The organism is Propioniciclava sp. LT294 (genome assembly GCF_059516005.1).
Map to the genome: position 1 here is coordinate 321,619 of NZ_JCAKNG010000002.1, position 14,484 is coordinate 336,102.

Sequence of the window (14,484 nt, forward strand, 5' to 3'; positions counted from 1 at the left end):
CTGTCCTGGACAACGCGCGGAATCCTATCCCTGCTGAACCACTCGGGGGCCCCGATCGGCTCCGAACCGCTGCAGGTCCCCGTGCCGGGCGGACGACCACGTCCTTGCGGACAGCAGCGCAGGGAGGCGGTTACTGTTGAGAAAAGTCTTGCGACGGAGGTTCGATGAAGACGATGCAGCGCCTCAACGGTGCCTATCGGGATGCCACGGTGGTGGAGTTCGACGACAGTTCGAAGTTCGTCTGGCTGTCCGACAGCCACCGTGGAGACGGCAGCATGACCGATGAGTTCATCAAGAACAAGAACATCTTCGTGACGGCCGTCCGGCACTACTACGACGAGGGTTTCACCCTGATCGAGGCCGGAGACAGCGACGAGCTGTGGGAGTACAGCGCGCGGCACATCATCAAGGCGAACGGCATCGTCTTCAGCGAGATCAAGAAGTTCCACGACGAGGGTCGCCTCTACCGCATGTTCGGCAACCACGACTTCGACATGGCCGACCCCGAGTTCGTCCGCGCGAACTACGAACAGGCGCCGAACCCGGTCACGGGCGAGGTCGAGCCGTTCCTGCCGGGGCTGGTCGTGCACGAGGCGATCCTGCTGCGCCACAAGGAGTCGGGACGCGAACTGCTCACCGTCCACGGCCATCAGGGCGACTTCAGCAACGACCAGAACTGGCGCTTCACCCGCTTCACCTTCCGGCTCTTCTGGCGGCGGATGCACATGCTCGGCATCAAGAGCCCCTCCAGCCCCATCCAGAACAGCTTCAAGCGGCACAAGGTCGAGCGCAACTACAACAGGTGGATCAAGCACAACCGTGTGCCGTTGATCTGCGGGCACACCCACCGTGAGCGCTTCCCGCGCGGGGACGACCTGCCCTACTTCAACACGGGGTCGTGTGTGTTCCCCCACTACATCACCGGCCTCGAGTTGGTGGACGGCGCCCTGTCCCTGGTCGGCTGGCGGGTCGAGCCGGACGCCAACAACTACCTGCACATCACCAAGCGGACCCTGTTCGGCCCCCGGCACATCAACACGCTCTACGTCGACCCGGAGGCGGACATCGAGCCGACGGAGGACCTGGACCCGGGCTCCGAGGGTTCGCCCGAGGGGCGCAGCGGTGAAGGGGTGGCTTCGGAAGCCTGACGGGTGTCGGCCTGACGCAGCGCGTCCGGGGTGAGTAACGTTGGGGAGGTGTCCACCACGCCAGAGCAGCCGAGTCCCGACCAGGTGACCGAGGAGGTCACCCCGGAGATCAGCTACGAACAGCAACGCTTCGCCGCGCGCCCGGCCCGCCTGCGGCCCCGCGCACGCCGACACCTGCCCAAGCCCGAGGAACGATGGGCGCGACCCTTCGAGGCGGACGGCCGCAACCGGGCCTATGTGGAATGGTTGGTCGACCAGTCGATGCTGGCGGACGCCGTGACCCTGGCCCGCCAGCTCGCCGGCCACCACCTCATGTGGGCGAACGCCTTCGCGGCCCCGAACCCGCGGGCGGCGCTCGAACAGGCCTCCGTCTGGTACACCGCGTATCCCCTGTCGCAGATGACCGCCCCGGGCCAGTCCTTCCTCGGTGCCCTCGGCGCCGACGAACTGTGGGAGGCCTTCGAGGAGATCGGCATCGACGCCATCCACACCGGCCCGGTCAAGCTCGCCGGCGGCATCTCGGGGTGGGACCCCACTCCCTCCGTCGACGGCCACTTCGACCGCATCAGCATGGCGATCGATCCCATGTTCGGGACCGAGCAGGAGTACCGCGACATGTGCGAGAACGCCGCTGCCCACGGCGGCACGATCATCGACGACATCGTGCCGGGACACACCGGCAAGGGCGCTGACTTCCGCCTCGCCGAGCTGAACTACAAGGACTACCCCGGCATCTACCACATGGTCGACATCCCCCGCGAGGCGTGGCACCTGCTGCCCGACGTGCCGGAGGGTGCTGACTCGGTCAACCTCTCCCCGGCCACCGAGAAGGCCCTGGCCGACGAGGGGTACATCATCGGCGCACTCCAGCGCGTCATCTTCTACGAGCCGGGCGTCAAGGAGACCAACTGGTCGGCCACTCCGCCGATCCGCGATCACCAGGGCGTTGAGCGGCGTTGGGTGTACCTGCACTACTTCAAGGAGGGCCAGCCGTCGATCAACTGGCTCGACCCCACGTTCGCCGGCATGCGCCTGGTGATGGGGGACGCCCTGCACTCCCTGCTCGACCTCGGCTCGGGCGGGCTCCGGCTGGACGCCAACGGGTTCCTGGGTGTGGAGAAGTCGGTCGAGACGGCGCCCGCGTGGTCCGAGGGCCACCCGTTGTCGCAGGCCGCCAACCAGCTGATCGGGTCGATGGTGCGGAAGGTGGGTGGCTTCACGTTCCAGGAGCTCAACCTCACCATCGACGACATCAAGGACACGGGGTCCGTCGGCCCCGACCTCAGCTACGACTTCATCACCCGCCCGGCCTACCACGTGGCGCTCGCGACGGGCGACACCGAGTTCCTGCGCCTCACGCTCCGCGAGGCGATCGCCCTGGGCATCGACCAGGCCTCTCTCGTCCACGCCCTGCAGAACCACGACGAGCTCACCTATGAGCTCGTCCACTTCGCCACCATGCACGCGCAGGACACGTACACCCTGGGCGGTGAGGAGATGAACGGTTCGGAGTTGGCCGAGCACATCCGCCAGACCATGCGCGACAAGCTCACCGGCGAGGCCGGACCGTACAACGCGACCTTCGTCCAGAACGGCATCGCCTGCACCACGGCGTCCATCATCACGGCGACGCTGGGCATCACGGACCTCACCGACATCTCCCCCGAGGACACCCGGCGCATCATGGACGCGCACCTGCTGCTGTGCCTGTACAACGCCTGGCAGCCCGGGGTGTTCGCACTGTCGGGCTGGGACCTCGTCGGGGCACTCCCGCTGGACCGCGGCCAGGTGCGGAGCCTCATCAGGACCGGCGACACCCGCTGGATCGAGCGCGGCGCCTACGACCTGATGGACGTGGCCCCCGAGGCGGTCAAGTCGCCCTCCGGGATGCCGCGGGCCACGGCGCTGTACGGCTCACTCCCCCAGCAACTCGGTGACCCCGATTCCTTCGCGCGCAGACTCTCGCGCATCCTCGAGGTCCGGACGCGCGCCGGCTTGGCCACGGGCACGCTGGTCGACGTCCCCGACGTGCCGTTCAGCAGCCTGCTCGTCCTGGTCAACCGTCTCGTGGACGGGACGACCCAGGTGACCGTGCTCAACTTCTCCGAGGAGGAACTGTCGGCCCATGTCCAGAGCGAACACATCCCCTCGGGACGCGTGGTCGACCTGGCGACGCTCAGCCCGCTCGGGGTGGTGGACAACCTGGGTGGCTTCTCCATCGAGCTCGGTCCGTTCGGCGGCTTGGCGCTGGCCATCCGGGAGCAGGATGAGGACGCCCCGGAGGCCGAGGGGCACTGAGCCCGGTGCGACGCCGGCCTCATCGAGGGAGTGGCCGACCTGGACGCCCCGCTCGGCAAGGCCTGATGACGCGGCGCGTTGCGCCGAACCGGGGGTGGATCGCGGGCGGTGGCCTCTAGGGTGGACGCGTGACGATCCGGGTGGCCCTGCACCACGAAACCGAGTACACGTTCGACCGCGAGGTGGCGATCCATCCCCACACCGTTCGTCTGCGCCCGGCGCCGCACACCCGGACGCCGGTCACCGCGTACTCGCTGACGGTCTCGCCCGCCCATCACTTCGTCAACTGGCAGCAGGACCCCTTCGGCAACCACGTCGCCCGGCTGGTCTTCCCCGAACCGTCCGACCACCTGTCGATCACCGTCGACCTGGTGGCGGACATGACGGTGGTCAACCCCTTCGACTTCTTCGTCGAGGACTACGCGGAGACGTTCCCGTTCGTCTACCGGCCCCAGTTGGCCACCGACCTCGCGCCCTACCTGGCGCGCGTGGACGCCGACCCCGAGTCGGCGGGGGTCGAGCGTGACGCGGTCGACGCGTGGATCGAGCGCCGCATCGCCCCCCTCGGCATCACGACCTCCGAGACCCCGATCGTCGACTTCCTGGTGGCCGTGAACCGGGCCGTGCAGGCAGACATCGCGTACAGCGTCCGGATGGAGCCCGGAGTCCAGACGCCCGCCCACACGCTGTCGGCGGCCCTGGGCTCCTGTCGCGACAGTGCGTGGCTGCTCGTCGCCGCCCTGCGCCGGTTCGGGCTGGCCGCCCGGTTCGTGTCGGGGTACCTGGTCCAACTGGCCGCCGACCGCGCACCCGTCGACGGCCCCGCGGGCCCCCACGCCGACTTCACCGACCTGCACGCCTGGGCGGAGGTCTTCATCCCCGGCGCCGGCTGGATCGGCCTCGACGCCACCAGCGGGTTGCTCGCGGGTGAGGGGCACATCCCACTGTCGGCCACCCCCCACCCCGCCAACTCCGCCCCGATCTCGGGTGCGACCGGGATCACCGAGGTGGACTTCCGCTTCGAGAACACCGTCCGCCGCATCCATGAGGACGTGCGCGTCACCAAGCCGTACACCGACGGGCAGTGGGCCGCCGTCATGGAACTGGGCGGCTGGGTCGACCGCCGGCTGGTGGATGCCGACGTACGCCTCACGATGGGCGGCGAGCCGACGTTCGTCTCGGCCGGCGACACGAGCCAGCCCGAGTGGACGACCGGCGCCGACGGCGAGGAGAAGCACCGTCTCGCCGGCGAACTCACGGCCCGGCTGCGCGACCGGTGGGCCGCCCAGGGGGTCACGCAGCACGGCCAGGGGAAGTGGTACCCGGGTGAGCCGCTCCCCCGCTGGCAGATGGCGCTGGCCTGGCGGACCGATGGTCAGGCCCTGTGGCGTGATCGGTCCCTGCTCGCCGACCCGTGGACGCCGGCGTCCGAGCGCAGCCCCGACGAGCGCGCCGCGATGGTCGAACGGTTCGCACGCGAGCTGGCCGACCGGCTCGGGATCGCGGACGACCTGGTGTTGCCGGCCTTCGAGGACCCGGTCGAGGCCGCCCTGGCCGAGGCGCGGCGTCCGTTGGGTGCACCCCCCGCGCTGGAGGTTGACCCTGCCGAGGGCTCCCTCCTCAGCGAGGCCTCCCGCGCAGCACAGGTCGAGCGTCTCGACGCCTTGGCCGGACGGCCCGCGGGCTGGGTCGTCCCCCTGTTCGTCGACCCCGAGCACGGCGGTTGGGCCACGACGCGCTGGCGTGTGCGGCGACGCCACCTGTTCCTCGTCCCCGGCCTGTCGCCGTTGGGCCTGCGGCTCCCGTTGGACTCGATCTCCTGGGGCGAGCGGCCCGACATCACGCACCACGAGGATCCGGAACGGCGGCTCCCCCACGGACATCCCGACGGTCGTGCCCCGCGGGCCCGCGAGCTCCCGATCGAGGACTCCCCGCGCACCGCCCTCGCGCTCGAGGAGCGCGAGGGCCACCTGCGCGTCTTCCTCCCCCCGCTGGACGCCCTGGACGACGCCGTGACGCTCCTCGCCGCCGTGGAGGGGACGGCCGCGGACCTCGGCACCGCGATCGTCCTGGAGGGTTACCCGCTGCCGGTCGACCCGCGTCTGCGGACCATCACCATCACCCCCGACCCCGGCGTGATCGAGGTCAACGTCCACCCCACCGACACCTGGGCCGACCAGGTGGCCCTCACCGAAACCCTGTACGAGGACGCGCGCCAGGTCGGGCTGGCGACCGAGAAGTTCGACGTCGACGGCACCCACACGGGCACCGGCGGGGGCAACCACATCACGCTCGGCGGTCCGACCCCGTGGGATTCCCCCCTGCTGAGGCGCCCGGACCTGCTGCGCTCGCTCATCACGTTCTGGCAGAACCACCCCGCGCTGTCCTACGTCTTCAGCGGTCGCTTCATCGGCCCCACCAGCCAGGCCCCCCGGGTCGACGAGGCGCGCCACGAGTCCCTGTACGAACTCGAGATCGCCTTCGCCGAGCTGACAGCCATGGCGTCCGACCCGGCCGTCGAGCACGATGTCCGGGCGTCGATGCGGGCGGACCGCGAGCTGCGGGACCAGCCCGACGAGGAGCGGCTCGAGCGCCAGCGCCACTCCCGGGTGTGGCTCACCGACCGGCTCCTGCGCCACCTGCTGACCGACGTCACCGGCAACACGCACCGTGCCGAGTTCTGCATCGACAAGCTGTACAACCCCGATCGGGGTGCGGCGGGACGCCTCGGTTTGCTCGAGATGCGCGCCTTCGAGATGCCGCCCCACGAGCGGATGGCCCTGGTCCAACAGCTGCTGGTCCGGGCCTTGGTGCTCCGCTTCTGGAACGAGCCCCACACTGCGCCGCTCGTGCGCTGGGGCACCCGGCTGCACGACCGCTTCCTGTTGCCGAGCTTCGCGGCGGCCGACCTGCGCGCCGTGGTGGAGGACCTCAACGCGCACCTCGACGGACCGGCCTTCGACATCGCGTGGCTGGAGCCGTTCCTCGAGTTCCGCTTCCCGCGCCTGGGGGAGGTCGACGTCGACGGCGTGCACCTGGAGCTGCGCGCCGCGCTGGAGCCCTGGCACGTCCTCGGGGAGGAGGTCACCCGACAGGGCACCTCACGTTACGTGGACTCCAGCCTCGAGCGGGTCCAGGTCGCCGCGACCGGCCTCGTGCCGGGACGCCACGTGCTGACCTGCAACGGCGTGCCCGTTCCCCTGGTGTCGCCCGGTTCGACCGGCGGCTTCTCCACCGCGCCGGACGCCGGCGCCCTCGTCGGAGGGGTGCGGTTCCGCGCGTGGGCTCCCCCGTCGGCGCTCCACCCGAGCATCGGTGTCCATGCCCCGCTGGACTTCGACCTCGTCGACACGTGGAACGAGCAGTCGCTCGGAGGCTTCACCCACCACATCGTCCATCCGGGAGGACGTTCGTACGAGGACCGCCCGGTGAACGCGGCCGCCGCCGAGACGAGGCGCGCCAGCCGGTTCGTGCCGAACCGCACGAGCGGACGGGTGGACCGCTCCAGCTGGGCGGTCACCTCCTCCCTGCTCCCCAGCCAGCCCGGTGAGTACCCTGTGACACTCGACCTGCGACGGCACGACCGCGGGCGCGGCTGATCGGGGAGGTGCCATGTCCGCTGAACTGCTCGACGGGGCGAGTCCCCTGGCACTCCAGTACGCCGAGCGGCTGGACTCCCCCGACGCGGATCTTCCCCCGGGCCTGCGGCGTGGTCCGGACGAACTGATCGAGGCCGGTGGCGTCCGGCCGAGGGCGGCCCTGGTCGAGGAGGCGCTGACCCGTTTCGGGACGATCGGGCTGCAGGCTCGGCGTCGCAGGGTCGAGCGGCTGCTCGCGGACGACGGCGTCACCTACGGCCCCGCGACGGAGGAGGGCGGGCCTCGGCCCTGGCTGCTCGATCCCCTGCCCTTGGTGCTGGGCGCCGACGAGTGGCAGGCGCTCGAACGCGGACTGGAGCAGCGGGCTCGCCTGCTGGATGCGGTGTTCCGGGATGTCACCGGGGACAACGGCCTGGTCCGCCGTGGGATCGTTCCCGCCGAGGTCGTCGCCGGGCATCCCGGGTTCCTTCCCGCGGCCCACGGCACCCCCCAACGGGGCACGCGGTCCGTCCCGATGACCGCCACCGACATCGCCCGGACCCAGGAGGGTTGGACGGTCGTCTCCGACCGGACGCAGGCGCCGTCGGGGGCCGGCTACGCGATGGCGAACCGCCGCGTCATCGCCCGGGCGCTGGACCGGGTGCATCGACAGGCCAACCTGCGCCGGCTGCGCGGTTGGTTCGACCTGCTCCAACTCGGGCTGGCCGAAGCGGCGCCGCCGTCGGAGTCGGACGTTCCCCACGTCGTCCTGCTGACCCCCGGACCCGGGAGCGAGACGGCCTTCGATCAAGCGATGCTCTCGACGTTGCTGGGCCATCCGCTGGCCCAGTCCGATGATCTCGTCATGCGCGGCGGCCGCCTCTGGCTCCGCACGATGGGGCGTCTGGAGGCCGTCGACGTGGTCCTGCGTCGCGTCGACGCCGACTGGTGCGACTCGCTCGACCTGCGTGGGTCCTCCCGCCTCGGGGTCGCCGGACTGGTCGCGGCGGCCCGACGTGGGAGTGTCGCGGTGGTCAACCCGCTCCGCGCCGCGGTCCTGGAGAACCCGGGCCTGTTCCCGTTCCAGGCCGCCATCGCCCGCGAACTGCTGGGCGAGGACCTGCTCCTCCCGACCCCCCCGACCTGGTGGTGCGGGGACGCGACGTCGCGCCGGCACGTGCTCGCGAACCTTGACCGACTCATCGTCAAGCCCATTGCCCGCGGGAGCGGCGGGGGGAACGTGCTGGGCTGGCAGCGATCCCGGGAGCAGCTCGCGTCCCTGGCCGCGAGGATCGAGGCCGATCCCTGGGCCTTCGTCGGCCAGGAACCGATCAGCACGTCGACCGCGCCCTTCGTCACCGCCCACGGCCTCCAGCCGCGCGGCGTCGTCCTGCGCACGTTCGGCGTCGCGGTCGCCGGCCAGTACCACTTCCTTCCCGGCGGCCTGGCACGCATCGCGTCCACGGCGGACACCTTCACCATCACCAACGCGACCGGTGCCGCTTCCAAGGACGTCTGGGTCCTGGACGGCGGCGACCCTCGTCCGGCGGCGCTCGACCTCGGCTCCCACGGCCGGACGCGCTCGCTCCCCAGGGAGACGCGCCTGCCGGGCCTCACCCCCCGCACGGGCAGCAACCTGTATTGGTCGGGCCGCTATGCGGAGCGCGCCGAGATGGCCGCCCGGCTGTTGCTCGTCGCCGACAACCTCGTCGAGGACCACCACCGGCGCGCCGGCACCCCGGGAAACGCCGCGATGCGCGCGATGCTGGAGGCCCTGAGCGCCGTCACGATGGCATGCCCCTCGTTCACCGGCCCGCAGTCCCCCCAGCACCTCGATGATCCCCTCCCCGTGCTGGAGCAACTCCTGGTCGACGAGCAGGTGGTCGGGGGCGTCGCCCATTCCGTCCATCGCGCCGCCGCGACCGCCCTGCAGGTGCGCGAGGTGCTCTCGCTGAGCACTCCGAGCGTGTTGAGCCGGTTGCAGCGCATCCTGGCCGAGGCGCGCGGGGAGGACTCGATCCCCGTGCAGTTGACCAGTGAGCGCATCCTCGACTCACTGCTGGCCCTGTCCGGTCTGGTGACCGAGAGCCTCGTCCGGGACCCCACGTGGGCCTTCATCGAGGCGGGCCGCCGCATGGAACGTGCGCAGTCCACCGTCCGCCTCCTGCGCAACACGATCGCACTCCCCCGCTCCCCGGTCGTCGAGGGCCAGGTCGTGGAGGCCGTCCTGCGGGTCGGCGACAGCCTGATCACCCACCGACGCAGGCAGTCCGCCGGCGTCGGCCCGGCGCAGCCCGCGGCGTCCGCCCTGCAACTCTTGGTCTGCGACGCCACCAACCCCCGTTCCGTGGCGTTCCAGGTGGAACAGCTGGCCGTGGCGCTCGGGCACGCCCCCGACGTGCGGCTGGCGGAGCGACTCCGCGGACTCCACGGCACCGTGTTCGGCCTGGACGCGGTGGCGCTGGCCGCCGGACAGCGCCTCGACCTCGTCGAGAGCCTCATCGGTCTGGAGGAGGGCCTGCGCACGTTCTCGGACGCCGTGGAGGCCGCCCACTTCTCCACCCAGGCACCGCAGAGCAGCTTCGCCGTGGCCGAGCACACCCGGGGTGCGCGATGAGCGCGCAGGCCCTCGGACACCTCGGTCCCCGCCGCTACGAGGTCCGCCACGTCACCGCCTACACCTACGAGGCGGACGTCACGAGCTCCTTCGGCCGCGCGTGCCTGCGGCCACGCGACACAGCGAACCAGCGGGTCCTGTCCCACGCGATCGAGGTCTCGCCGACCCCGGACGTCCTCGACGAGCACGTGGACGCGTTCGGCAACTTCAGCCACTACCTGGAGATCAGCACCCCCCACCGTGCCCTCACCGTGACCAAGACCAGTCTCATCGAGGTGGCGTACCCGAAGGTCGACCTCGACGCGCTGAACCGCTGGACGGTCGCCGAGGCAGCGGCGGCCCTCAGCGCGGAGGCCGGCGTCAACCCGTTGGAGCGCGCCACCCTGCTCCTGGCATCACCGCTGGTCGCCCTCGGCCCCGAGGTGCGAGCCTTCGCCGAGACGCTCGCCCCACCCGATCGGCCCCTGGGGGAGGCGATCGTCGCGGTCACGGGCGGCATCTTCCGCGACTTCGCCTACACCAAGGGAGCCACGACGACGAGGACGACCCTGCCGCAACTGCTCGCCACCCGCGCCGGCGTCTGCCAGGACTTCGCGCACCTGGCCGTCGGGGTGTTCCGCGCCGTCGGGCTCCCCGCGCGCTACGTCAGCGGATACATCGAGACCAGCCCGCCGCCGGGTCGGGTCAAGCTGGCAGGCTCGGACGCGACGCACGCCTGGGCGGCCGTCATGGTACCGGGCGGGACCTGGGTCGACCTCGACCCCACCAACAACCACCTGGCCGACAGCCGCTACCTGATGACGGCTTGGGGGCGAGATTTCCGTGACGTGTCACCGTTGAAGGGAGTCATCTTCACCGAGGGAGCGTCCAGCACCCTGTCGGTGGCCGTCGACGTGATCCGAGTGGAGGAGGAAACATGACACAGGAACCCCAGGGCTCCCCCTGGTCGCGGGACACGGGGGGCGACCCTGACGCCGAGCGCACGATCGCCTTCGGTGTGCCGCCCACCACGCCCGAGTCCGAGAGGACCCGCGTGATCCCGACGGTCGAAACCCCCCACGTCGGACCGATCCGCGTGCCCAGCCCGACCAGCGAGGAGGAGCGACCCGACCCGCGGAGCACCCTTGATTGGGAGCTCCAGGTCTCGCGCCTCAACAACCGGCCGTCGACCGACCTCGGCCTGCTGGTCCTGCGGCTGCTGTCGCTCCCCCTCGTCCTGCACGGCATTGGCAACGCCTTCAACTTCTTCGCGCTCACCGACAGGCTCCGGGAGCACGCCGTGCTCTCCGCGGCCCCCGAGCTGGCCGGTGGGCTGGCCGTGGCCGGGCAACTCGGCCTGCCGATCCTGCTCGCCGTGGGCTTCGGGACGCGGCTGGCCGCGTTGGCCCAGGTGCTGGTCATCGGTGGCCTCCACGCCCTGGAGGTGCTCGATGGCGCCCCGCTGCTCGATCCCGTCACGCGCACGGTGGCCGGGGAGGGGCTCCTGGCCTACGCCGCCCTGGCGCTGCCGCTCGTGCTCACCGGACCGGGTCGCGTCTCCCTCGACCACGCCGTGACCGCGTCCGGACGTGAGCGGCGGGTCGAACGGCGGGTGACCAAGCGCCTGGAGCGCTGACGGGAATGCGCGCGGGATCGTCGGCGTTGATGGGGCTGTCGAACCAGTAAGGCAGGAGGACGTCATGCTCGAACCGACTTCGCTGTTCTCGTGGGAATCCCACGTCGACCAGCGGACGCTGCACGCCGACACCCTCGTGGTGACCCTCGGCAGCTACGTCGATGCCGGGCACACCCAGCGCCTCGTGGACGCCGAGCTCCTGGAGCACCTGCCCAACCGGGTCATCGGGCGCTTCGACGCCGACCAGCTGATCGACTACGCGGGCCGTCGCCCGACGATCGTGTTCGACCGCGACCACTTCGGCGAGTACGACAAGCCCGAGATCAACCTCCACCTGCTGACCGACCACGACGGTCGGGACTTCCTGCTGCTCAACGGCCCGGAGCCGTCCCTCCAGTGGGAGCGGATGTCCGCCGGCGTCCAGCACGTGATCGACCAGTTGGGTGTCCACAGGACGGTTCTGGTCCAGTCCATGCCGGCACCCGCCCCGCACACGCGGCCGGTTGCGGTCACGCGCTTCGCGTCCGACCCCGCCCTGCTCGAGGACGAGGTGCCGGTCCTCGGCACGTTCCAGCTCAGCGCGTCCTTCACCGGCGTCCTGACACTCCGGTTGGGAGAAGCCGGCCACGACGTCCTGGGACTGGTGGCGCACGTGCCGCACTACATCGCCGAGAACGACTACCCGGACGCCGCGCGCGCCCTGATGTCAGCGTTGCGGGAGGCGTCGTCCTTGGCGGTCCCCACGGACGGGTTCGACCTCGCGGCCGGCATCGTCCGTGCCCAGATCGACCATCAGGTCCGCGAGAGCGAGGAACTCACCGGCATGGTGGCCGCCCTCGAGCGGGGCTACGACCACTTCGTCCAGGAGCGCGACCTCCGCAACGCCGAGAAGGCCCAGTTGCCATCGGCCGACGAGATCGGTGAGCAGTTCGAACAGTTCCTCGCAGAGCTCGGTGGCGACGCGGACGACAAGGGCGAGCACGGATCGGAGCCTCCGGTCGGCCCCGTCCCCTGAGCGGGACACGTTCCGGAGGGCGGACGTCGTCCGGGTAGCGTGACCGTCATGAAGCTTGGCATTGATTTCGGCACCACCCGCACGATCGTCGCCGTCGTCGACCGGGGCAATTACCCCGTCGTCAGCTTCACCGACCCCAACGGCGACACCGTCGACCACTTCCCCTCCGTCGTCGCGCGCAGGGGCGACCAGCTCGTGTACGGCTTCGAGGCCCTGCAGGCCGCGGCCGCGGGCGCGTTCCTGGTCCGCTCCTTCAAGCGGGAACTCGCCTCGGGCAGCATCATCAGCGACACGACCGTGGACGTCGAGGGCCTCCGGATTCGGCTCGTCGACCTCGTCACCGGATTCCTCACCGCGCTGGGGCATGCCCTGCGGACCGCCTCGAACCTGACCCCGCTGATCGCGGAGGGGGAGGAACTCGAGGCGGTCGTCGCCGTGCCGGCGCACGCCCACTCCGCCCAGCGTTTCCTGACCCTCGCGGCCTTCCGGTCCGCGGGCTTCAACGTCGTGGGGATGCTGAACGAGCCGTCGGCCGCCGGCTTCGAGTTCACCCATCGCCAGCCCCGCAGCATCAACAGTCGCCGTACCCGGGTCGTCGTGTACGACCTGGGCGGCGGCACCTTCGATGCCTCCTTGGTCCGCGTCGACGACCTGTCCCACGAGGTCGTGGGGTCGGTCGGCCTCAACCGTCTGGGCGGCGACGACTTCGACGAGGTGTTGGCCGCGTGCGCGCTGCGCGAAGTGGGTGCCCCGGTCGAGCTCACCGACCGTGAGCGGGCGTCCCTGCTGGACGACTGCCGCACGGCCAAGGAGAACCTCTCCCCCCAGTCCAAGAGGATCGCCCTGGAGGTCGGCAGCACGCCCGTCGTCGTGACCGTGGATCAGTTCTACGAGGCCGCGACCCCGCTGGTGGAGGCCACCCTCGACGTGCTGGAGCCCCTCTTGGGCGGACTCGACGGAGACAACCTGGGGGCCGCCGAGGTGGCCGGCCTCTACCTGGTGGGTGGCGCGTCGGGGCTGCCGCACGTGGCCCGGGTGCTCCGCGAGCGCTTCGGACGCCGCGTCCACCGCTCCCCGTACCCCGCGGCGTCCACCGCCATCGGTCTGGCCATCGCCGCGGACGCCACGTCCGGCTTCCACCTCACCGACCGCCTCTCGCGCGGCTTCGGGGTGTTCCGCGAGTGGGACGGGGGCAGCCAACTGGCCTTCGACGCGATTCTCGACAGCGACCTGCACACCAGCCCGGACGGCGACGTCGTGGTCACCCGGCGCTACCGGCCGGTCCACAACATCGGCGCGTTCCGCTTCGTGGAGTACACCTCACTCGGCCCCACCGGCCAGCCGACCGGCGACGTCGTGCCCTACTGCGAAGTGTTGTTCCCCTACGATCGTGCCCTGCGCGACGGACGGGACCTGACCGGGATCCCGGTCGAACGGACGTGGGAGGGCCCCACGATCGAGGAGACCTACACGATCGACAAGCACGGCATCGTCACCGCGCGCATCACCGACGTCGAGGACGGGTACACGCTGACGGCCGAACTGGCCTGACGCGTCCCGCGGGCTACCCCTCGAACGGGGCCGTGTCACCGGCTCCGGCACGCACGATGCCGATCTCCTCGTCGGTGAAGTCCACGACGGTCGTGGGGCCCACCCCCACGTCGCCCGAGTCCAGCACCGCGTCGACCACGTGTTCGAGCGTCTCCTTGATGGTCCACCCGTCCAGCATCGGCTCGGTCCGGTCCGGCAGGATCAGCGTGCTCGACATGAGCGGCTCCCCCAGCGCGTCCAGCAAGGCCTGGGCCGTGACGTGGTCTGGGATGCGGACACCCACGGTCTTCTTCTTGTCGTGCAGCATGGCCTTGGGCGCCTCCCGCGTCGCGTGGAGGATGAACGTGTAGGGACCGGGCGTGGCCGACTTGATCGCTCGGAACACGTCGTTGCCCATCTCCACGTACCGGCCCAGCTGGGCGAACGTCGAGCACACGAGCGTGAAGTGGTGATGGCGGTCGAGCTTGCGGATCGACCGCATGCGCTCCAGCCCCTCGGCATTGCCCAGCGTGCACCCCAGCGCGAAGCCGGAATCCGTGGGGTAGACGATCAGCCCCCCCGAGCGCAGGATGTCGACCACCTGGTGGATCGACCGCGGCTGCGGGTTGGCGGGGTGCACGTCGAAGTACCGGGCCATGGACATCACCCTAGTCGGCAGGTGC

Annotated in this window: 9 protein-coding genes; 8 read left to right on the forward strand and 1 reads right to left on the reverse strand. The window is 70.7% G+C overall.

Going from position 1 to position 14,484, the window contains the following annotated elements:
• Positions 1 to 164 precede the first annotated feature (164 nt).
• From AC5YDA_RS04130 to AC5YDA_RS04165, 8 genes are all read left to right on the forward strand, one after another.
• Complete coding sequence (locus tag AC5YDA_RS04130; RefSeq protein ID WP_496188618.1) at positions 165 to 1,148, forward strand: metallophosphoesterase; 984 nt, start codon at positions 165 to 167, stop codon at positions 1,146 to 1,148.
• Between the two features lie 48 nt (positions 1,149 to 1,196).
• Complete coding sequence (treS, locus tag AC5YDA_RS04135; protein WP_496188617.1) at positions 1,197 to 3,446, forward strand: maltose alpha-D-glucosyltransferase; 2,250 nt, start codon at positions 1,197 to 1,199, stop codon at positions 3,444 to 3,446.
• 128 nt (positions 3,447 to 3,574) lie between these two features.
• Positions 3,575 to 7,045: a transglutaminase family protein gene (locus AC5YDA_RS04140; RefSeq protein ID WP_496188616.1), complete on the forward strand. Its 3,471-nt coding sequence runs from the start codon at positions 3,575 to 3,577 to the stop codon at positions 7,043 to 7,045.
• A gap of 13 nt (positions 7,046 to 7,058) precedes the next feature.
• Positions 7,059 to 9,641, forward strand: a complete 2,583-nt coding sequence (locus AC5YDA_RS04145; protein ID WP_496188615.1) for a circularly permuted type 2 ATP-grasp protein — start codon at positions 7,059 to 7,061, stop codon at positions 9,639 to 9,641.
• The gene (locus AC5YDA_RS04150) at positions 9,638 to 10,561 is read left to right on the forward strand and encodes a transglutaminase family protein (RefSeq protein WP_496188614.1); all 924 of its coding nucleotides are present in this window, start codon (positions 9,638 to 9,640) and stop codon (positions 10,559 to 10,561) included. Before AC5YDA_RS04145 ends, AC5YDA_RS04150 begins: the two co-directional genes overlap by 4 nt.
• Positions 10,558 to 11,256, forward strand: coding sequence for a DoxX family protein (locus AC5YDA_RS04155; RefSeq protein WP_496188613.1), 699 nt, complete (start codon positions 10,558 to 10,560; stop codon positions 11,254 to 11,256). The genes AC5YDA_RS04150 and AC5YDA_RS04155 overlap by 4 nt, the downstream gene beginning before the upstream one ends.
• 64 nt (positions 11,257 to 11,320) lie before the next feature.
• Positions 11,321 to 12,271 (forward strand): PAC2 family protein, encoded by a 951-nt coding sequence (locus AC5YDA_RS04160; protein WP_496188612.1) that lies wholly within the window; start codon positions 11,321 to 11,323, stop codon positions 12,269 to 12,271.
• Positions 12,272 to 12,319: 48 nt separating this feature from the next.
• Positions 12,320 to 13,822: an Hsp70 family protein gene (locus AC5YDA_RS04165; RefSeq protein ID WP_496188611.1), complete on the forward strand. Its 1,503-nt coding sequence runs from the start codon at positions 12,320 to 12,322 to the stop codon at positions 13,820 to 13,822.
• Between the two features lie 13 nt (positions 13,823 to 13,835).
• Here the strand turns inward: AC5YDA_RS04165 and AC5YDA_RS04170 are convergent, their stop codons facing one another.
• Positions 13,836 to 14,459: an L-threonylcarbamoyladenylate synthase gene (locus tag AC5YDA_RS04170; protein WP_496188610.1), complete on the reverse strand. Its 624-nt coding sequence runs from the start codon at positions 14,457 to 14,459 to the stop codon at positions 13,836 to 13,838.
• Positions 14,460 to 14,484 lie beyond the last annotated feature (25 nt).

Bases quoted from the DNA above. Each gene is read 5' to 3' on its own strand.
- AC5YDA_RS04170 (WP_496188610.1), bottom strand. From the start codon at position 14,459: ATGGCCCGGTACTTCGACGTGCACCCCGCCAACCCGCAGCCGCGGTCG.
- AC5YDA_RS04160 (WP_496188612.1), top strand. From the start codon at position 11,321: ATGCTCGAACCGACTTCGCTGTTCTCGTGGGAATCCCACGTCGACCAG.
- AC5YDA_RS04150 (WP_496188614.1), top strand. From the start codon at position 9,638: ATGAGCGCGCAGGCCCTCGGACACCTCGGTCCCCGCCGCTACGAGGTC.
- AC5YDA_RS04145 (WP_496188615.1), top strand. From the start codon at position 7,059: ATGTCCGCTGAACTGCTCGACGGGGCGAGTCCCCTGGCACTCCAGTAC.
- AC5YDA_RS04165 (WP_496188611.1), top strand. From the start codon at position 12,320: ATGAAGCTTGGCATTGATTTCGGCACCACCCGCACGATCGTCGCCGTC.
- AC5YDA_RS04130 (WP_496188618.1), top strand. From the start codon at position 165: ATGAAGACGATGCAGCGCCTCAACGGTGCCTATCGGGATGCCACGGTG.
- AC5YDA_RS04155 (WP_496188613.1), top strand. From the start codon at position 10,558: ATGACACAGGAACCCCAGGGCTCCCCCTGGTCGCGGGACACGGGGGGC.